Origin of the sequence: Bradyrhizobium sp. STM 3557 (assembly GCF_045571465.1) — a bacterium.
GTDB lineage: Bacteria > Pseudomonadota > Alphaproteobacteria > Rhizobiales > Xanthobacteraceae > Bradyrhizobium.
The window spans coordinates 2,886,084-2,905,760 of the sequence record NZ_CP120697.1 but is presented as its reverse complement, the minus strand read 5'-3'; the positions used below and the strand labels follow the sequence as shown (position 1 = coordinate 2,905,760).

Genomic DNA, 19,677 nt, shown 5'->3' with positions numbered 1-19,677 from the left:
GCTGTCGGGCAGCCTGCTGTCATCGATCCCGCCTCGCGCCAGTTCGCCAATCACCCTAGTGGCGCGGCCACGTGAGCAGGAACCCACGTTGCCGGGTCGTGGCTCAACAACCGTCCTGGAGTCTGCCCTTGTAACATCCCGTGAAGCGTGTATTTTAATCTTAGTACAATTAGCGTGAGTGCGTATCATGCAGAACAATGAGCGGTTGTTCTTTGCTCTCATAGCGCTGGCGGGGATTGGCACGACCGCGCTCATGGCCGTCGTGGTCTTCTCGTTCTAAGAGCCCGGATTGGTTCGCGAGAGACCAAATCAGGTCGGATTCGCCGGTGGCTTGAGATGACCCACGTCAGCGCATGGCGGCCGTCTCGTCACTATTTGAAGGGCACGTGAGAAGCGCATCACTCGGGCGACATGCGCCGCGAGAAGGCGAAGCCGTAGCTGCTCGGCTGCCGGAATCGGAAGATCGGAGCGATGGCGAGCCAAGCGCCAACTACGCGCGTCATCGTCCGCGCAGGCGGGCGATCCAATACGCCGCGGCCTTTCGATTCAATCGATGCTGCCGGTGAATACTGAACGTCCGGTCGAGCCGGACGATGACAGCGGAGCATAAAGCGTTTTCAAGCGAAGGTGACACCGGTTCACGTCAAGAAAACGCGACCAAAAAGCTAGAGCCCCGTTCCGATTCAATCGGAACGGAAAAGGCTCTCGACGATCAGCGGTTTGAAACCGTGGATCGGATGATCCACCGCGGAAGCATGCCCCCCTCATTCAAAAAAGCGGCGATCCGGACGCCAACCGAAGCCGTGCCCGGACCGCCAGTTTTCCTCAGGAGGAACCGTTGTCAGTGCAGAAGCTGTGCGACGTTGTCTTTGGTCACGAGGTCGAGGCCGGTGTAGATCACCTCCGGCACCTTCTCGCCCTTCTTGATCGCGAGCAGCGTGTCCATCGCCTTCTCGCCCATCTCGAACGGACGCTGACCGGTCAGCGCGTTGGAATAGCCGTCACGCAGCAGTTCGAGCTGCATCTTGAGCGTGTCGGCGACAACGAGCGTGAGCTTGCCGGCGTCGATGTCCTTCTTGTAGCGATTGACGAAGGCTTTGTAACCTTCGGGCGCGAACATCGGCCAGCCGCCGACAGGCACGATGGCAGCGAGATCCGGCGTTGCGGTGCGCAGGTCGGTCATCTGCTGCACGGCCAGCGCGGAATCGTCGTTGCAGAAGGTCGGCGAGCCCGCCACCTCGGTCCACTTAGAGCCCTTCAGCGCCTCGCGCACACCGTCGACGCGCTCGGCGAGATTCTTGGCGCCGGGTCCGCCGGAGACCATGGCATACTTGCCGCCTTCCGGTCTCAGCTGCAGCAATTGCTTGCCGAGCGCGAGGCCGAAATCCTTGTTGTTGGTGCCGATATAGGCGATGCGCTTGGAGCCTGGCGCGTCCGCATCGAAGGTGATGACGGGAATGCCGGCCGCCGTCGCCGCATCGATCGACTTGGTCATCGCGGCGACGTCCGCGACCGAGATCGCCAGACCATCGACTTTCTGGGTGATGAAGTCCTGAATGATCTGCGCCTGGGTCGCCGGCTCATGCTCGATCGGGCCCTTGTAGATGCACTCGACGTTGCCGAGCTCCTTGGCGCGCTTCATGCAGCCGTCGCGCGCGACATCGAAGAACGGATTGTTCATCGCTTTCGGCACGACTGCGAAACGATATTTGGTCTCGGCTTGGGCCGGCGCCACCAGCATGGCAAGCGCGGCGGCGGCAAACAACAGCTTCTTCATTACCTTCCCTCCTCCATGTCTATCCCTGTTCATTGTCCACGCCGGGATCGGATAGACGTGATTGTCACATCCCGGCCAGGTCGTTTACAGCATGCGCGCGCGGATGCGATCCACCAGCACCGCTGCGATGATGATCACGCCGACCAGCGTCTGCTGCCAGTAGGAATTGACCTGCGCCAGCACCAGGCCGTTGCGGATCACCTCGAGCAGCACGCAGCCGACGATGGCGCCGAGCGGACCGCCGATGCCGCCGGCAAGATTGGCGCCGCCGATGACAGCCGCTGCAATGATGTTCAGCTCGTAGGACGTCGCCATGTTGGCGGGCGCCGAGCCGAGCCAGCCGGAGACGATGATGCCCTGCAGACCGGCTGCGAGCGCGCCGATCACATAGACCGCGATCTTGACCCGCGTCACCGCGACGCCGGTTAGTTCGGCCGCCTTCTCGTTGCCGCCGAGCGCAAACACGTGGCGGCCGAAGCTCGTATGATGCAGCACTACTGCCATCACGAGCGCTAGCACGATGAGGTAGATAAAGGGCGCGGGCAGTCCATACAGGTCGCCCGACGTCAGCGCGTAGAAATAGTCTGCGTCCGGTCCGCCCGGAAAGCTGCCCCTGCCGTTCGAGATCACATAGGCGAGCCCGCGCACGATCGAGAGCATGCCGAGCGTCGTCACGAAGGGCGACAGGCCGAGCACCGCGATGCAGAAGCCGTTGACGATACCGACGATGAGCGACACGGCAAACCCGCACAGCACCGAGACGAGCAGGATCAGGCCGGGCACGTTAGCGACCACCGTCTTGCCGTCGGCGCCAAGATGCACGAACAGCGAGGCCAGCGGCTCGCCGGGCGTCGACAGATCCGTCATCACCATCGAGGTGACCATCGCGGCAAAGCACATCAGCGAGCCGACCGAGAGATCGATGCCGCCGGTGATGATGACGAAGGTGATGCCGAGCGTCGCAATCGCGATGAAGGAGAAGTTCTTGGCGACGTTCTGCAGATTGCCTTGGGTAAAGAAATAAGGGCTGGCGAAGTTCATGATGATGATCAGCGCGATGAGCGCGATCAGCACATAGCCGGTCTGCGAGGCGAACAGGCCCCGATGCCACCAGCGGGTCTTGCCGATATTGGCGAACGAGACCGGATGATCCGTGAGCTGTGCCATCACGCCGCCTCCTTGGCGCCGGTAATCAGCGCAGTCACTTCTTCAGGCGAGCTCTCGGCGATCGGCTTGTCAGCCCGCTTCTCGCCGCGGCGCATCACGACGACACGGTCACAGACCGCGAAGATATCGGGCATGCGGTGCGAGATCAGCATGACAGCAATCCCCTGCTCCTTCAGCCGGTGGATCAGGCCCAGCACCTGCTCGACCTGGCGTACCGAGATCGCCGCGGTTGGCTCGTCCATCATCACGAGCTTGGCGTTGGAGAGGCGCGTCCGGGCGATCGCCACCGCCTGGCGCTGGCCGCCGGACATGTCCTTGACGAGGTCATGCGGCCGCGTCTCGGAGCGCAATTCTTGGAACAGCTCCAGCGCCCGCGTTTCCATCGCCCGGTGATCGAGCAGCCTGATCGGGCCGAAGGAACGCTTCAGTTCGCGCCCCAGGAAGACATTGGCGGCCGCCGTCAGATTGTTGGCGAGCGCGAGGTCCTGATAGACGACCTCGATGCCGACGGCGCGGGAATCCACCGGGCGATGAAAATGCACCTCGCGGCCATCGAAACGGATGGTGCCCTGGCTCGGCGGAAAATTGCCGGCGATGATCCGCACCAACGTCGACTTGCCGGCGCCGTTGTCGCCCATCAGACCGATCACCTCGCCGGCGCGAACGGTGAGATCGACGCCGTGCAGCGCGCGGATAGCGCCGAACTGCTTACCGATTCCCTTCAACTCCAGCACCGGCACGCTGGCCGGCTCGATGACCGGTACCCCTGTCGCCGCCGTGATGCTCATGGCGGTCCTCCCCTCTTGTCGTTGGCCGCGGTCGTTCGACCGTCGTTTTATGCGTCATGGATAGCACTACTATAGATAGCGGTTCACCACACTTTCTAGATATTCCTGCCGGCCCGAGCGCGGCTGCGGATCGAGACCCGCCATCGCGCGGTCGGCAAGTGCGGCGAGCGAGCGTTGACCGGCCAGAATCGCCTTGCCCTCCTCGCCATCCCAGCCGGCATAGCGCTCGGCAAGCGGCCCTGTCAGCGCGCCGGCGTCGAGCATGTCGGCCGCGGCAAGGAAGGCCCGCGCGCAGGCATCCATCGAGCCGACATGGGCGTGGATCAGATCATCCGGATCGATCGACTGGCGGCGGATCTTGGCATCGAAATTGAGCCCGCCGGTGGCGAGCCCGCCGCCCTTGATGATCTCATGGAAAACCAGCGCCAGCTCGCTCGTGTTCATCGCGAACTGATCGGTGTCCCAGCCGAGCAGATCGTCACCGCGGTTGATGTCGATGGAGCCGAACACGCCGAGCGCCTGCGCCAGCGCGATCTCGTGCTGGAACGAATGGCCGGCGAGGATGGCGTGGTTCTGCTCGATATTGAGCTTGACGTCGTTCAAGAGGTCATAGCGCTTCAGGAAGCCGTAGCAGGTCGCGACGTCGAAATCATATTGGTGCTTGGTCGGCTCCTTCGGCTTCGGCTCGATCAGGATCGGGCCCTTGAAGCCGATCTTGTGCTTGTGCTCGACGACCAGAGAAACGAAGCGGCCGAGCTGATCCAGCTCGCGGCCGATATCGGTGTTGAGCAGCGTCTCATAGCCCTCGCGGCCGCCCCACAGCACGTAGTTCGCTCCGCCGAGCCGGTGCGTGACTTCGAGCGCGGCGCGCACCTGCCCCGCGGCGTAAGTGAACACGTCCGGGTCCGGATTGGTGGCGGCCCCCGCCATGTAGCGGCGATGCGAGAACAGGTTCGCGGTGCCCCACAGCAGCCGCACCTTGGCGGACGCCATCTTCTGTTCGAACAGGTCGCCAATCGCGTTCAGATTGGCGACGGACTCCTTCAGCGTCGCGCCTTCCGGCGCCGCATCAACATCGTGGAAGGTGAAGAAGGGCACGTCGAGCAACCGGAACAGCTCGAAGGCCACATCGGCCTTGGCACGCGCCATCGCCATGAGATCGCTGCCGTGCTGCCAGGGCCGCAGGAACGTCTCGCCACCAAAGGGATCGCTGCCCGGCCAGCAGAACGAATGCCAGTAGCAGACGGCAAAGCGCAGATGGTCCTCCAGCCGCTTGCCGGCAATGATACGATCCTTGTCGTACCAACGGAAGGCGAGCGGACTGTTCGCCTCAGCTCCGCCATAGGCGATTGGCGCTGGTGTCTGGAAGAACGAAGTGGATGCGGTCATTGTGCGCACTCCTTCAAGGCAGGATAGAGCTTGCGCCAGCGCGCATAGGATTCGTTGTAGGCATCGACCAGCGCGGCGCGCGGCGCGAAACTGGCGAGCCGCTGCGGCCGGCGGCAGACGTCAGCCGGGGTGGCGCCGGTCGCAGCCAAGCGGCCGAGCCGCGCCGCGCCCATGGCCGCGCCGACCTCACCCTCCTCGACGCGGTGCACGACGATGCCGAGCACGTCGGCCGCGATCTGTGCCCACAGCGCCGAACGCGACCCGCCGCCGACGAAATCGAGCTCAGTGATCGGCCGTTCGCTGGCGCCGAGCGCGACGAGCATGTCGCGCGCGGCAAAGGCGACGCCTTCGAGCACGGCTTGCGTGAGATCCTGCCGTCCTGCCGCGCTGCGCAGATTGGCGAAGCACGCCGCCGCCGCCGCATCGTTGTGCGGCGTGCGCTCGCCATCGAGGTAGGGCAGGAACTGCACCGGGCTTGGACGTGCGACGGCATTGCCGAGCGGCGCCAGCAGATCGGCCTCGGATGTTTCCAGGATGCGCGCGAGCCACGACAGCGAGGCCGCCGCAGACAGCATCACGCCCATCTGATGCCAGAGGTTTGGCAGCGCATGGCAGAACGCATGCACCGCCGACGCCGGCTGCGGCGCAAACCGGTCGGTGACGCGGAACAGCACGCCGGAGGTGCCGAGCGAGAGGAACGCATCACCCGGCGCGATCGCGCCGAGCCCGATCGCGCTCGCGGCGCAATCACCCGCGCCGCCGGCGACGACCACGCGGGAGGTCATGCCCCAGCGCCGTGCGAGATCGCCATGGAGTTCGGCGCTGGGTTCGCTGCCCTCGACGAGGCGCGGCATGTGGCTGAGATCAAGTCCGGTCGCGGCAAGTACGGTTTCCGACCAGCGGCGCTGGCCGACATCGAGCCACAAGGTGCCGGCCGCATCCGACATGTCCTCGACCATCTCGCCGGTCAGCCGGTAGCGAACATAGGCCTTGGGCAGCAGCACCTTTGCGAGCTTCGCGAACACGTCCGGCTCTTGCTTTGCCACCCACAGCAGCTTCGGCGCGGTGAAGCCTGGCATCGCCAGATTGCCCGCAATCGCGTGCAGCTCCGGGCAGCGGCGCTCCAGCTCGGCGCATTCTCCGTGCGAGCGGCCATCATTCCAGAGGATCGCAGGACGCAGCGGCCACCCGTCTTTGCCGAGCAACGTCGCGCCGTGCATCTGGCCCGACAGTCCGACGCCGCGGACGGCCGCGGTCTCGCGCGGATGGCTCTTTGCGAGATCGTCGACCGCGCCGATCGTGGCGGAGACCCAGGCCTCCGGATCCTGCTCGGACCACAGCGGGGCCGGCTGCGACAGCGACAGCGCGCGCGAGGCGGCAGCGACCATCGCGCCCGCATCATCCTCCAGCACCGCCTTCACGCCGGACGTCCCGACGTCCAATCCGAGATACACGCCTCGCTCCTCCCTAACTCTCGCGCGGACGACGGACGGTCTGTCGCCGTCCCATCGCCCTCCTTCCGCGTCGCCGCTAGCGGCTCACGGCAGATTGTCCCGCATCACGATGTCGATACGGATCGTCTCCTGTTCGCTCAGGATGGGCTCGCCGCGGGCGAGCGCCAGCAGCACGCGCACCGCCGCCCGCGCCTCGTGCCCTGGGTTTTGCGAGATCGCGGCATCCATCACGCCGTTCAACAAAAGCTTGCGCGTCAGCACCGTCACATCATGGCCGACGAACATCATCTCGCCGGCGCGTCCTGAGTCGATCAGCGCCTTGGCCACACCCGATGTGCCGGCACCGACATTGTAGAGACCGACGATGTCGCGATGTTCCTGCAGCAGCCGCGCCATCAAGCGCTCCGAGCGGTCATCCTCGTCATGGCCCTCGACGACCGGCAAGACCTTGAGGTGCCGATATTCCGAGGAAAGCACCTGATTGAAGCCGAAGATACGTTCGGCGTGGTCGCGCAACGCCTGCGAGCCGGCGACGATGGCGACACTGCCTTGCCGTCCACCGACGAAGCGGCCGACCAGCGCACCGGCTGTGCGGCCGGCAGCGATGTTGTCGATGCCGACATAATGATGTCGCCGTGACGACGGCACGTCGGACACCAGGGTCACCACCTTGGCGCCGCCATCGACGAGATCATTGATCGCGGCGCGCACGCTGGGATGATCCAGCGCGACCACCGCGACGCCGTCGACCTGACCAACGAGCTCTTCGAGCCTCGCCGACAGGATGGCTGGATCGAACACGTCGGTCTCCAGCATCTCGACGGCAAGCCGTCGCGCCGAGAGCCAGCTCGCCATCTCACCGAGATGCGTCTGGATTTGCTGCATGAAAAGATTGACGCCGGACGGCATCACGAAAACGAAGCGCCGCGACCGCGCCCGCGCCAGTTCGGACGCGGCGGCATGCGGCTGGAAGGCGCTGCGTTCCATCGCCTCCTTCACACGGCGGACCGTGTCGGGCCGCACACCCGGGCGGTTGTGCAGCACGCGATCGACGGTGGCGAGGCTCACGCCTGCCTGCCGCGCGATGTCCCGCAATGTCAGCGGCGCGTCCATCTCCTCCCCTTTCGTTGGGGGGAGCCTAGCCGAAATCTTGAGGTACGCAACTCATTTTTGAGGTTTCAACACTCAGCGCTCAACACTCAGCGCTATGGTGCGCAGGTGAAGCTCGCGGCTTGGCTGGGCGGGCCCGACTTGTAGTGCGGCCAGGCCGGCCAACGGCACAGCGGCAGGCTGCGTGTCGTGGTGAAGGACGGCGCCTCGATCCTCTGCTCCACCACTTCGAGGTCGCCGGGCGCCTTGTCGTTCTCGACCCAGTCGACCAGCACGCTCAGCATATCGACATTCGCCGGCGCACCGGAGCCGACATGATCGACGCCCGGCGCGGTGTAGAGGCGCGCGAATTCCGCCGTCTCGGTCTTACCGAGCTTGCGCTCGACATTCTCGAAATAGCGGATGCCGGCATAGGGGCTCTGCGCGTAATCAGCCATGTGCTCGAGCATCACGAGCTTGCCGCCATGCGCGCGGAATTTGCTGAGATCAGGATCGGTCGAATCCATCAGCTTGGAAACTTCGAGCACCCGCGTTCTGTGCTCCTCCGGCTTGTAGCTGGTCACATCCAGCTTCGGATCGCGGGCGAAGACGTATTGGATACCGCCGGCGCCGTAGATCCATGCGATGCCATTTGCCGGGCTCGGCGGCTGCGTCGGCGCCGCCTTGCCGAGCCACCAGGAAATCCAGCCGCCCGCCGCGGCGAAGGCCGGCGTGTCTTCTCCAGACACGCCCCACCCCGGATAGTCGTCAAGACCATTGGCGAGCGCGAAGGGAAACGTGTAGGTCGCATGCAAGGTGTCGATCGCCTTGATCTGGGCATCGGTCAGACATTCGTCGCCGCTCTGCCCGGTCGCGCAGCGCAGTGTTTCAGCCTTGAAGCTCGCCTTGCACCCGACGGGATTCTCGACAAGCCCGTCTTCCACGCCATCGGCCTTGTCGCAGGTCTTGCGGACGGCATCGGCGACCAGCTTCACCTGCGCGGGATTGATCCAGCCCGCGCCCATGGTCACGAGCCCGCTGCGCGTGCCGGCGTGCTGCAGGCCGGCCCAATTGATGACCGGCACGCGGGCGAAGATGCCGTCGAAATCCTCCGGATAACGCTGCGCCATGGTCAGCGCCTCGCGCCCGCCTTCCGACGAGCCCATGAAGTACATTTTGCTCGGCGTCTTGCCGTAAGCCCGCTGCATCAGCTCGATCGCGGCATCGCGCACCTTCTTGTAGGCGACATGCGCGAAGTTCTCGAACGCCTCGTCGTTGAGCGCGAACACCTGCGGCGGCTCGCCGGGCTTGGCCTCATGGCCGGAATCGGTGCCATAGGTGACGAAGCCGCGCGCCAATGGCGAAGGCTTGTCGAACGGATAGGCCGGCGGCAAGGCAAGACCGGTGATCAGGACGCCGTTGAAGCCACCGCCGCCATATTGCAGCGAGCGGCCGTTCCAGTCGGCCGGCAGGTTGACCTCGAACTTGATCGGGGGCGCCTGGGGATCGCGGGGATCAATATGGCCGAGCACCTTGCAGAAGGCTGGATTGGCCGGGGCGATGCGCGCGGCCGGCGAGCCAGCCTTTTCGGCGATCGCAAGCGCGGATGGTGCTTGCAAAGCGGCGGAATCGATTTTCACGCCGTTCTGCGCAGCCCCTGCGAGACCGCTGCAGGTCTGCGCGGCATCGCCGACGAGACCATCTGCGAACACTGGAGAGGCCACCATCGCCAGCATCAAGCCCGCGCCGCATGCATGCGTCGCGCTGATATATCGTGTCATTTCCGTTTCCTCGCCATTTGGTCCCGTTGTCCAGGATCTCAATTCCTGCGCCTACAGCAGGTCGATAGCGTGAGCTTATCATCTGCTCAACTAGAACGGCAGGCCGACGTAATTCTCCGCCAGCGATCTCTGTGCGGCTTCCGACGAGAACAGATAAGCCATGTCGGTGTCCTGCAGTCTGTCCTCATAGGCGATGCGATCGGGGAAGCGATGCAGCAGCATCGTCATCCACCAGGAGAAGCGCTGCGCCTTCCAGATCCGCGCCAAGGCGCGCTGCGAATAATCGTCGAGCCCCTTGTCGTCACTCTTTTTGTAGTGATCGACCAGCCCGTGATAGAGGTAATAGATGTCGGACGCAGCGCTGTTCAGCCCGCGCGCGCCGGTCGGCGGGAAGATGTGCGCCGCATCGCCGGCCAGGAACAGCCGGCCGTAGCGCATCGGCTCGGCGACGTAGCTGCGCAGGGGAGCAATGCTCTTCTCGATCGAGGGTCCGGTGATCAGCTCAGTCGCGACATGGGGCGGCAGGCGTCGTTTCAGCTCGTCCCAGAACGCGTCATCACTCCAGTCCTCGACCTTGTCCGACAGCGGAACCTGGATGTAATAGCGGCTCAGCACCTGCGAGCGCATCGAGCACAGCGCAAAGCCGCGCTCATGCTTGACATAGATGAGCTCGGGGTTGATCGGCTTGGTTCGCGACAGCACCCCAAGCCAACCAAACGGATAGACCCGCTCGTATTCGCTAAGCTTGTCCTTCGGGATCGATTTGCGGCTGACGCCGTGGAAGCCGTCGGCACCGATGATGTAGTCGCAATCGATCCGGATGGTCTGGTCACCGCTGCGGTAGGTGACGAACGGCTGACCGGAGGCGATGTCGTGCGGCTGCACGTCGGCTGCATTGTGCACCACCTTGCCGCCGAGCCGGTCGCGTGCCTCGTAGAGATCGCGCGTCACCTCGGTCTGGCCGTAGACCAGCACGGAATTGCCGCCGGAATATTTGTAGAGATCGATGCGGTCGAGCACGCCGTCATGGGCGATGTTGAAGCCGTGATGGATCTCGCCCTCACGGTCCATCCGCTCGCCGCACTGCGCCTCGCGCATCAGCTCGGCAAAGCCGTGCTCGAGCACGCCGGCGCGGATGCGCGACAGCACATGATCCCGGCTCGCCCTCTCCAGCACGATCGTGTCGATGCCCTGCAGGTGAAGAAGCTGGGACAGCAGCAGGCCCGACGGTCCACCGCCGATGATGCAGACCTGAACGCGCATGGTTTCCTCCGCGGGCAGTTTTGGCTATTGGACGAATTTAGCCCGTTTCAGCCTTTGATGAATGGATCGACTGCGCTTTATCTTGTACAAATCGAACATGCCCCGCCCGACCGAAAGCCAGTCCACGATCCGCACCTATCCGCTGTTCGGCGAGGCCGGCGATCTGCCTGACGTCGTGCATTGCGAGACCATTGCGGCGCGATCCCAGCTGACGGGATGGCGCTTTACGCCGCACCGCCATGCACGGCTGCATCAGATCCTGCTGGTGGAGAAAGGCGCGGGCGAAGCGACGCTCGAAGGACAGGTGTACCCGCTCAAGGCGATGCGCGTGGTCAATGTGCCGACCGGCCACGTCCATGGCTTCGCCTTCGTCCCGGGCATGCAGGGTTTCGTGCTGACGATCGCGACAGAGATGCTGGATGAGGCACTGTCGCCGGCAGAAGGGTTATGGCGAGCGCTTGCAGAGTCGCGCGTGAGCCGCGCGACGCCGCAGATGCGGACCTTGATGACCCAGATCCATGCCGAATATGGCGGGAGGGATTTCGCCCGTGCCCACGTGCTGCGATCGCTGACATCGGCCTTGCTCGGCCTGGTCGCGCGCGAGCTGGCGGACAAGACTGCGGCCGACAGCACTGGGGCCACCGACCTGTTCCGTCGCTTCGAGACGCTGCTGGAGCAGCATTTTCTCGAGCATTGGGCTGTGGCAGATTACGCGGCCACGCTGTCGGTCAGCCCAACCCATCTCAGCCGATTGACCAAGGGCGCAACCGGGCACGCTGCGTCCGAACTGATCCAGGAGCGCATCATCCGCGAGGCGCGGCGCAATCTTGTCTACACCAATCTGCCGGTCTCGACGATCGCCTACGCGCTCGGCTTCAATGATCCGGCCTATTTCAGCCGATTGTTTGCGGGAGCGACCGGGCTGTCGCCGCGGCGATTTCGTGAGAAGGTGGTGAGGGGGGAGTGATTACAGCATCCGTCATTGCGAGCGAAGCGAAGCAATCCAGAGTCGCGAAGGAAGTCTGGATTGCTTCGTCGCTTCGCTCCTCGCAATGACGATTCATGATCAGCGTGTAGGGTGGGCAAAGGCGCACCGCGCCGTGCCCACCTTCTTTCGTCGTCACGACTGCAAAAGGTGGGTACGCTTCGCATTGCCCACCCTACGAGTCAGCGCGCGACGCTCACCCCTTTGCCAGCTGCTGATCGAGATCGTGCAGCACCTGATAGCACGGCAGCACCTGGGCGACGGAGGCGTTGGGGTCGCGGCCCTCGCGGATGGCGGCGAAGAATTCGCGGTCCTGCAGCTCGATTCCGTTCATGGAGACATCGACCTTGGAGACGTCGATCTTCTCCTCCTTGCCGTTCACGAGATCGTCGTAGCGCGCGATATAGGTGCCGGTGTCGCCGATATAGCGGAAGAAGGTGCCGAGCGGGCCGTCATTGTTGAACGACAGCGACAGCGTGCAGATCGCACCATTGGCCGCCTTGAGCTGGATCGACATGTCCATCGCGATGCCGAGCGTCGGATGTATCGGACCCTGCACGGCATTGGCCTTCACGATCGGCGAGCCCACTTGGTAAGCGAACAGATCGACGGTGTGGGCGGCGTGGTGCCAGAGCAGATGATCGGTCCAGCTCCGCGGCTGGCCGAGCGCGTTCATGTTGGTGCGGCGGAAGAAGTAGGTCTGCACATCCATCTGCTGGATGTGGAATTCGCCCGCCTTGATCTTCTTGTGCACCCATTGATGGCTGGGATTGAAGCGCCTTGTGTGGCCGCACATCGCGACCAGGCCCGTTTTCTTCTGAAGGTCAACCACAGCCTGCGCATCCTCCAGTGAGTCCGCCAGCGGAATCTCGACCTGCACATGCTTGCCGGCGTTCAGACATGCGATCGCTTGCGCCGCATGCATCTGCGTCGGCGTGCAGAGGATCACGGCATCGACCTCGCCCAGCTTCAAACTGTCGGCGAGTTCGGTCGAGACGTGCTTGATGCCGTATTTGTCGGCGACTTCCTTCGTCTGTTCCAGCCTGCGGCCGACCAGCGACACCACCTCGACGTCAGGAATGTTCTTGATGCCGTCGAGGTGCTTGATGCCGAACGCGCCGGCGCCGGCGAGCGCGACCTTGATGGTCTTTGCCATATCAGGTGTTCTCCAGGATCAGGTGACCGACCGCCGTGTTGCTCGCGGGCACGTGGTAGAAGCGATGCAGCACCTTCGGCTTGTGGCCGCCATTGACGTCGCTCATCGCCCCCCGCGCGATCAGCCACATGACGAGCTCGATGCCCTCGCTGCCCGCCTCGCGCACATAGTCGATATGCGGCATCTTCGACAGGCCTTCCGGATCGTTGATGAGCTGATCGAGGAAGGCATTGTCCCACTCGCGGTTGATCAGGCCAGCGCGCGGTCCCTGCAACTGGTGGCTCATGCCGCCGGTGCCCCAGATCTGCACATTCAGCGGCTCGTCATAGGATTCAATCGCCTTCCGGATCGCCTTGCCGAGCATGAAGCAGCGCCGGCCGGACGGTACCGGATATTGCACCACATTGACCGCGAACGGGATGATCGGGCACGGCCAGGCATCGACCTGACCGAACACCAGGCTGAGCGGCACGGTCAATCCGTGGTCGACATCCATCTTGTTGACGATGGTGAGGTCGAAATCGTCCTGGATCACCGACTGCGCGATATGCGCCGCGAGCTTCGGATGTCCGATCACCTTCGGCACCGGACGCGGTCCCCAACCCTCATCGGCCGGGGTGTATTCGGCCGCAGTGCCGATCGCGAAGGTCGGGATCATCTCCAGGCTGAACGCGGTGGCGTGATCGTTGAAGACCAGGAACACGACATCCGGCTTCTGCTGCTTCTCCCACTGCTTGGCGAAGTCGTAGCCTGCGAATACCGGCTTCCAATAGTCTTCCTGCGTTTTGCCGAGGTCGAGCGCGGCGCCGATCGCCGGGACGTGCGAGGTGTAAACGCTTGCCGTGATACGGGCCATCACTTCTTCTCCCCGGTGTAGCGGTTGCCCTCGATCGAACGGCCGCCCTTGATCATCATCTCGCGATATTGTTCTTCGGTCATACCGGTCATGGAGCCCGCCATCTGCTGAAAGCTCTTGCCGTCGGTGGCGCCGATCTTGGCGAGAAAATAGATGTTGCCGCCAAGCGCGATGCAGCGGTTGAGATCGCGATCGAGCACCGCCTGCTTCTGCTCTTCGGTCATTGGCCATTCGTCGAGATAAGCGCGCTCATTGGCCTTGAATCGGGCGCGGTTCTCCGCCTTCATCAACGACATGCAGAACTGGTTCAGATGATAGCCCTGGCGCGACATGTCGGCGTCGAAGATGGTCGTGCCGGGAACGTTCATGTAGGGCTTGTCGAGCGACATCGATCCTCTCCTTCAGGTTTCCTCGGGCCAGTAGAGCCGCATCGGGTTGTCGACCAGAAGCTTGTGCTGCAGCTCCGGCGTGGTTGCAATGTGCGGAATGAAATCGACCAGCAGCCCGTCGTCGGGCATGTGGTCCTTCAGGTTCGGATGCGGCCAATCGGTACCCCACAGCACGCGATCCGGGAAGGTCTCGACGATGCGCTTTGCGAACGGCACCACGTCGCGATAGGCGTTCTGCTCGCCGTTGAGCGCCGGCGGTCCCTTCACCGACAGCCGCTCCGGGCAGCTCACCTTTGACCAGACGTTCTGATGCTCGCGCATGAATTTCACGAACAGCTCGAACTCCTCGCCATCGACCGGCTTGGTCACGTCAGGCCGCCCCATATGGTCGACTACCACCGTGGTCGGCAGCGCGGTGAAAAAATCCCACAGCTCGGGCAGATCGACCGCCTCGAAATAGATCACGACATGCCAGCCGAGTTTTGCAACTCGGCCTGCGATCTCGTTCAGCTCGTCCTTCGGCGTGAAATCGACCAGCCGCTTGACGAAGTTGAAGCGGACGCCGCGCACGCCGGCCTCATGCATCGCCTTCAGCTCAGCGTCGGTGACGCTGCGCTTCACCGTCGCAACGCCTCGCGCGCGACCGTTCGAATTCATCAGCGCGTCGACCATGGCGCGGTTGTCGGCGCCGTGGCAGGTCGCCTGCACCACGACGTTGCGGGCAAAGCCGAGATGATCGCGCAGCGTATAAAGCTGCTGCTTGGAGGCGTCGCAGGGCGTATATTTGCGCTCGGGTGCGTAGGGAAACTCCGCGCCGGGGCCGAACACGTGGCAATGCGCATCGACGCTGCCGGCCGGCACCTTGAAGCGCGGTTTCGACGGGCCTTGATACCAGTCCAGCCAACCGGGTGTCTTCTGAAACTCCATCGCGTCCATCACTCCCCGGACTTGTTCTTGGATTTGGCGTTCGCGAGGATGCGGTCGGCCTCGATGCGCCAGTCCACACTACGCGCAAATTCCTTCGATCCTTTGATCCCGAACAAACCTTCATCGGCGAGATCGGCGATGAAAGCCTGGCGTTCGGCGGTACCGGAAGCCGACCAAGGTGTCAGCCCGGCCTCGCGCACGGTCTCGGCGACCTCCCGCACTTCTTCCGCGCGGCGGCGGCCGTGCTCGATCACGCGCTGGAAGAAATAGGCGCCCTGCTTCTCCCAGTCGATACCGGGAAAGGTCTCCTTCAGCGAGGCGAGCACCGCATCCTCGACGCCATAGGCGCGCGCGGTGGTGAAGGCCTCGATCACCATCGCCTCCATGCCCTTGATCATAATGCTGCGGCACATCTTGGTGGCCGAGGCGACACCGAGCTTGTCGCTCGCGGGCTTTGCCGCAAAGCCGAGATCGTTGAGCAGCGGCGCCAGTTCGCGCGCGCCGGCGCCGCCGAGCAAGAGCGGCACCTTGATCCGGTATGGCGGCACCGAGGTCATTACAGCGCCTTCGACGTAACGGCCGCCGGCCCCGTCGATCAACGCCGCAGCGCGCTGCTTGGCGCCGGGCGAGGCCGAATTGAAATCGAGGAACCAGGCCCCCGGCTTGATCGCACCGACGCAGGCCTGCGCCACCGGCACCGCCTGGCTCGCCGTCACCGCGGAGAGGATAAAATCGGCCTGCGATGCCAGCTCGGCATGCGAAGTCGCCAGCGTGACGCCGATCTTGGCGGCGTGCTCGCGCAACGGCGCGGCGCGCTCATCGCTGAGCTTGATATCGTAAGCGGAGACGCGCACGCCGTCCTTGCGCAGGTCCTCGGCAACGATCTTGCCGACCTCGCCGTAGCCGATCAGCCCGACATGCCACTGGTTGGAAGCCGTCATCATGGCGCTCAATCGATATATTTGAGCCCGGCCTTCGCTAAGGGCTCGCGCATCTTATACATGTCGAGGCCCAGCACGCCCGAGGCAAGCTTCTCGCGCTTCTCGGCCTCGTTGGCCTCCCGCGCCGCCGCCGCCTCGGCAGCCTGATCTGCGATCGCGGCTGGCACCACCACCACGCCATCGGGGTCGGCGATGACAACGTCACCCGGACTAACCGCAACACCGGCGCAGACCACGGGGATGTTGACTGAGCCGAGCGTCGCCTTCACGGTGCCGCGCGCCGAGATCGCACGCGAGAACACGGGAAACTGCATCTCGGTGAGATCGGCGACGTCGCGCACCCCGCCGTCGATCACCAAGCCCTTGGCGCCGCGGGCGCGAAAGCTGGTCGCCAAGAGGTCGCCGAAGAATCCGTCGGTATTCTCCACCGTGCAGGCCGCAACGACGACGTCGCCGGGCTGGATCTGCTCGGCCGCGACATGCAGCATCCAATTGTCGCCGGGCTGCAGCAGCACGGTGACCGCTGTGCCGCACATCTTCGCGGTCGGATAGATCGGCCGCATGTAGCACTGCATCAGACCGACCCGGCCCATTGCCTCGTGGATGGTGGCGACGCCGAATCTGGCGAGCTTCTCGACTGCGGCCTTATCGGCGCGAGCGATATTCTTCTTGACGATGCCGAGATCGTTCATCGGTGTGCTCATGGTCGCCTACCCCAACTACTTGCCTTTGGCCTTCAACGCGGCGTCGAGCCGCGGGAAGACCCGCCGCGCGTTGCCTTCATAGATCTGGTGACGCTGCTCGGCCGTCAGATTCGCCGCCTCGATGTAGCGCTTGGTGTCGTCGTAATAGAAGCCGGTCTCGGGATCGATGCCTCTGACCGCGCCGATCATCTCCGATGCGAACAGGATGTTGTCGACCGGAATCACGCGCGTCAGCAGGTCGATGCCGGGCTGGTGATAGACGCAGGTGTCGAAGAAGATGTTGTTCAAGAGATGATCTTTCAGCAGCGGCTTCTTCAATTCCTGCGCCAGCCCGCGGAAACGGCCCCAGTGATAGGGCACCGCGCCGCCACCATGCGGGATGAGGAAGCGCAGCGTCGGGAAGTCCTTGAAGAGGTCCGAGGTCAGGCACTGCATGAAGGCCGTGGTGTCGGCATTGAGATAATGCGCGCCCGTCGTGTGGAAGCAGGCGTTGCAGCTGGTCGAGACGTGGATCATTGCCGGAATATCCAGCTCAACCATTTTCTCGTAGATCGGATACCAGTGCCGGTCCGAGAGCGGCGGTGAGGTCCAGTGCCCGCCGGAGGGATCCGGGTTCAGGTTGAGGCCGACGAAGCCATACTCCTTGACGCATTTCTCCAGCTCGGGAATGCAGGTCGCAGGGTTCACGCCGGGCGATTGCGGCAGCATCGCCACGCCGATGAAATTGTCCGGAAACAGCCTGCTGACGCGATAGCAGAGCTCGTTGCAGATCGCGGCCCAGGTCGAGGACACCTGGAAATCGCCGATATGGTGCGCCATGAAGCTCGCCCGCGGCGAGAAGATGGTGAGGTCGCTGCCCCGCTCCTTCATCTTCTTGAGCTGGTTGCTCTCGATGCTCTCGCGCAACTCATCGTCGCTGATCTTGAGCTCGGAGGCCTTCGGCATCACGGCGGGGTCCTTGATGCCCGCGATCTGGCGGTTGCGCCAATCCTCCAGCGCCTTCGGCGCGGTTGTATAGTGGCCGTGCACATCGATGATCACTTGGCAGTCTCCTCAACCAGCGGACGCGGGTCCCACGATCCAGCCGGTCCCGCGGCTCCGGCGAGACGTCGCATGTCGTTGTGTCCGGTCTGCGACGGGCATCGCATCGAGAGACGTCTCCGCCCTGGATGTGGGTGATTTTAAACTGCACTCTGACGTGTTCGGCCCATTCCCGCCAGCGCCCGCCTCCTATAACAGCTATTCCGGAAGGGCATGGGACCGCGTGGCAGCCATGCTGAATTGGAACGGTTCGAATGGGCCCGCCGGGATGCCTGATGATCGCGTTAGCGCGGCAGCTTGCGGATCAGCGCGGAGGCGAGGTTCATGGTGCGGACCGCGAGCGGCGTCGGCCGCTTGTGCGCCGAGGTGACCAGGCAGAGCACGCTGGTCGGGGTCGGTTCGGTCAGCCGGCGGATCGCGAGCTGCGCCGCGCGGCCCGATGCCGCCACCCCGCTCGCAGTCAGCACGGCATGCCCGTAGCCGGCGCAGACGAGATCGATGATCGAGGGCACGCTCGACACCTCCCACGCGATGTCGAGCTTGACGCCGGCCAGCGCCGCCTGGGTTTCGAGCAGGCGCCGCATCGCGTGCACCCGCTCCGGCACGATTAGCGGATAGCGCGACAGCTCGACCATCGGCAGCGGCGCGGTAATCCGCCGCTTGCCCTTCGGGGCGTGGCTGACCAGGCCGAGCGCCTCCTGCAACAACGGCGTGATCTCTAGCCCGGGCTGCGCCTCGGGATTGTAGACCAAGCCGACATCGATGCGCCCGGTCGTCACCCATTCGACGATATGGGTCGACAGTCCCTCGACGACCGCGAGCCGCGCCGAGGGCAGCTCCTTCCGGAAACGGTCGATCAGCGGCAATGTGAGCTGGCGGCCGATGCTCGGCGGCAGCCCGATGGTGACGCGGCCGACCGGTGCGTCGCGGCTGGCGCCGAGATCCTCGCGCGCGTGCGAGACTAGCTGCAGCACGCCGACGCTATGATCGAACAGCCGTTTTCCCGCATCGGTCAGTGCGACACCACGGCCGTTGCGAGTGAACAGCTGCTGCTTCAGCTCGGTCTCCAGCGCCCGCACCTGCCGCGACAGCGCCGGCTGCGCCACCTCCAGCACGCTCGCAGCCTTGCTGAACGAGCCGAGCTCGGCGACCTGCACGAAATATTCGAGCTGCTTGAGGTTCATGGGTGGGGTGTCCGCGCGTCATTGCGAGCGAAGCGAAGCAATCCAGAGTCGGGAAGAAGGTCTGGATTGCTTCGTCGCTTCGCTCCTCGCAATGACGGAATTTGAGAGCACGATGTAGGGTGAGCAAAGCGAAGCGTGCCCACCATCAATCCGCGAGCCCAAACGACAGTGGGCGCGGCGCTTTGCGCCTTTGCCCGCCCTACGCAGCTCGTCCGGCCAAAATCCTTCATCTCAATTCAACACATTCAGCGATGCATTCAGCACCGACGCGAACGCGACCCAGCCCGCATAGGGCACGAACAACAGCGCCGCGATGCGATCCTTCCGCCACTGCATCACGACGAACGTGACAATCGACGCCAGCATCACGACGATGACCGCCAGCGCCGGCCACATCCAATGCTTGGTGAAGAAGATCGGCGACCAGGCGAAATTGAGCGCGAGCTGCGCCCACCACACCTGCATCACGGCACCATCGCTCACGCGCTCATAGGTGCGCCAGCCCGCGACCGCGATCAGCACGTAGAGCACGGTCCAGGCGACCGGGAACAGCCAGTTCGGTGGCGTGAAAGGCGGCTTTTGCAAAGCGGCATACCACGGGCCCGGCAGGTTCGTGGCGCCGATGATCCATCCCCCTCCGACCACGAGGACCAGGAAGACGATCAGATGCTGGATGGACCGGTTCATATTCCGCTCGGCGTTATTGCGGCACGCGCCTCGCCCCGCATGGGGCTCGGCGTCACTCGCACTGGACTTTCGCGCCTTGGGCGCGTAGCGAGGTCATAA

General features: G+C 64.0%; 18 protein-coding genes. 1 reads left to right on the top strand and 17 read right to left on the bottom strand.

Annotated features, from left to right (window positions below):
- Positions 1-841: 841 nt before the first annotated feature.
- The 8 genes from P6U24_RS13180 to pobA all read right to left on the bottom strand — a co-directional run bounded on the left by P6U24_RS13180 (position 842) and on the right by pobA (position 10,708).
- Positions 842-1,777, bottom strand: coding sequence for a sugar-binding protein (locus P6U24_RS13180; RefSeq protein WP_407159529.1), 936 nt, complete (start codon positions 1,775-1,777; stop codon positions 842-844).
- A gap of 84 nt (positions 1,778-1,861) precedes the next feature.
- Complete coding sequence (locus P6U24_RS13175) at positions 1,862-2,944, bottom strand: ABC transporter permease (RefSeq protein ID WP_407159528.1); 1,083 nt, start codon at positions 2,942-2,944, stop codon at positions 1,862-1,864.
- The gene (locus tag P6U24_RS13170) at positions 2,944-3,732 is read right to left on the bottom strand and encodes an ATP-binding cassette domain-containing protein (RefSeq protein WP_407159527.1); all 789 of its coding nucleotides are present in this window, start codon (positions 3,730-3,732) and stop codon (positions 2,944-2,946) included. Before P6U24_RS13170 ends, P6U24_RS13175 begins: the two co-directional genes overlap by 1 nt.
- A 69-nt stretch (positions 3,733-3,801) precedes the next feature.
- Positions 3,802-5,121 (bottom strand): xylose isomerase, encoded by a 1,320-nt coding sequence (gene xylA, locus P6U24_RS13165; protein WP_407159526.1) that lies wholly within the window; start codon positions 5,119-5,121, stop codon positions 3,802-3,804.
- Positions 5,118-6,575 (bottom strand): xylulokinase, encoded by a 1,458-nt coding sequence (gene xylB, locus P6U24_RS13160; RefSeq protein ID WP_407159525.1) that lies wholly within the window; start codon positions 6,573-6,575, stop codon positions 5,118-5,120. Before xylB ends, xylA begins: the two co-directional genes overlap by 4 nt.
- Positions 6,576-6,659: 84 nt before the next feature.
- Entirely contained in the window at positions 6,660-7,688 is a 1,029-nt protein-coding gene (locus P6U24_RS13155; RefSeq protein WP_407159524.1) for a LacI family DNA-binding transcriptional regulator, read from the bottom strand.
- A gap of 92 nt (positions 7,689-7,780) precedes the next feature.
- Entirely contained in the window at positions 7,781-9,400 is a 1,620-nt protein-coding gene (locus P6U24_RS13150; protein ID WP_407160442.1) for a tannase/feruloyl esterase family alpha/beta hydrolase, read from the bottom strand.
- Between the two features lie 135 nt (positions 9,401-9,535).
- Positions 9,536-10,708: a 4-hydroxybenzoate 3-monooxygenase gene (gene pobA, locus P6U24_RS13145; protein ID WP_407159523.1), complete on the bottom strand. Its 1,173-nt coding sequence runs from the start codon at positions 10,706-10,708 to the stop codon at positions 9,536-9,538.
- A gap of 61 nt (positions 10,709-10,769) precedes the next feature.
- On the opposite strand from pobA, the gene P6U24_RS13140 reads away from it, so the two are divergent.
- On the top strand, positions 10,770-11,675 hold the full coding sequence (locus P6U24_RS13140; RefSeq protein WP_407159522.1) for a helix-turn-helix domain-containing protein: 906 nt from the start codon (positions 10,770-10,772) through the stop codon (positions 11,673-11,675).
- Positions 11,676-11,889: 214 nt separating this feature from the next.
- Here the strand turns inward: P6U24_RS13140 and P6U24_RS13135 are convergent, their stop codons facing one another.
- The 9 genes from P6U24_RS13135 to P6U24_RS13095 form a co-directional block, all read right to left on the bottom strand.
- The gene (locus P6U24_RS13135; RefSeq protein ID WP_407159521.1) at positions 11,890-12,849 is read right to left on the bottom strand and encodes a Gfo/Idh/MocA family oxidoreductase; all 960 of its coding nucleotides are present in this window, start codon (positions 12,847-12,849) and stop codon (positions 11,890-11,892) included.
- A 1-nt stretch (position 12,850) separates the two neighbouring features.
- Positions 12,851-13,705, bottom strand: a complete 855-nt coding sequence (locus tag P6U24_RS13130; RefSeq protein WP_407159520.1) for a class III extradiol dioxygenase subunit beta — start codon at positions 13,703-13,705, stop codon at positions 12,851-12,853.
- The gene (gene ligA / locus P6U24_RS13125; protein ID WP_407159519.1) at positions 13,705-14,094 is read right to left on the bottom strand and encodes a protocatechuate 4,5-dioxygenase subunit alpha; all 390 of its coding nucleotides are present in this window, start codon (positions 14,092-14,094) and stop codon (positions 13,705-13,707) included. Before ligA ends, P6U24_RS13130 begins: the two co-directional genes overlap by 1 nt.
- Positions 14,095-14,106: 12 nt before the next feature.
- Positions 14,107-15,021 (bottom strand): amidohydrolase family protein, encoded by a 915-nt coding sequence (locus P6U24_RS13120; RefSeq protein ID WP_407159518.1) that lies wholly within the window; start codon positions 15,019-15,021, stop codon positions 14,107-14,109.
- Between the two features lie 8 nt (positions 15,022-15,029).
- Entirely contained in the window at positions 15,030-15,965 is a 936-nt protein-coding gene (locus P6U24_RS13115; protein ID WP_407159517.1) for a DUF1932 domain-containing protein, read from the bottom strand.
- Between the two features lie 5 nt (positions 15,966-15,970).
- Positions 15,971-16,666: a 4-carboxy-4-hydroxy-2-oxoadipate aldolase/oxaloacetate decarboxylase gene (ligK, locus tag P6U24_RS13110; protein ID WP_407159516.1), complete on the bottom strand. Its 696-nt coding sequence runs from the start codon at positions 16,664-16,666 to the stop codon at positions 15,971-15,973.
- 15 nt (positions 16,667-16,681) lie between these two features.
- On the bottom strand, positions 16,682-17,707 hold the full coding sequence (locus P6U24_RS13105) for an amidohydrolase family protein (RefSeq protein ID WP_407159515.1): 1,026 nt from the start codon (positions 17,705-17,707) through the stop codon (positions 16,682-16,684).
- Positions 17,708-17,991: 284 nt separating this feature from the next.
- Positions 17,992-18,891, bottom strand: coding sequence for a LysR substrate-binding domain-containing protein (locus P6U24_RS13100; protein WP_407159514.1), 900 nt, complete (start codon positions 18,889-18,891; stop codon positions 17,992-17,994).
- Positions 18,892-19,122: 231 nt separating this feature from the next.
- Positions 19,123-19,578: a TspO/MBR family protein gene (locus tag P6U24_RS13095; RefSeq protein WP_407159513.1), complete on the bottom strand. Its 456-nt coding sequence runs from the start codon at positions 19,576-19,578 to the stop codon at positions 19,123-19,125.
- Positions 19,579-19,677: the final 99 nt, after the last annotated feature.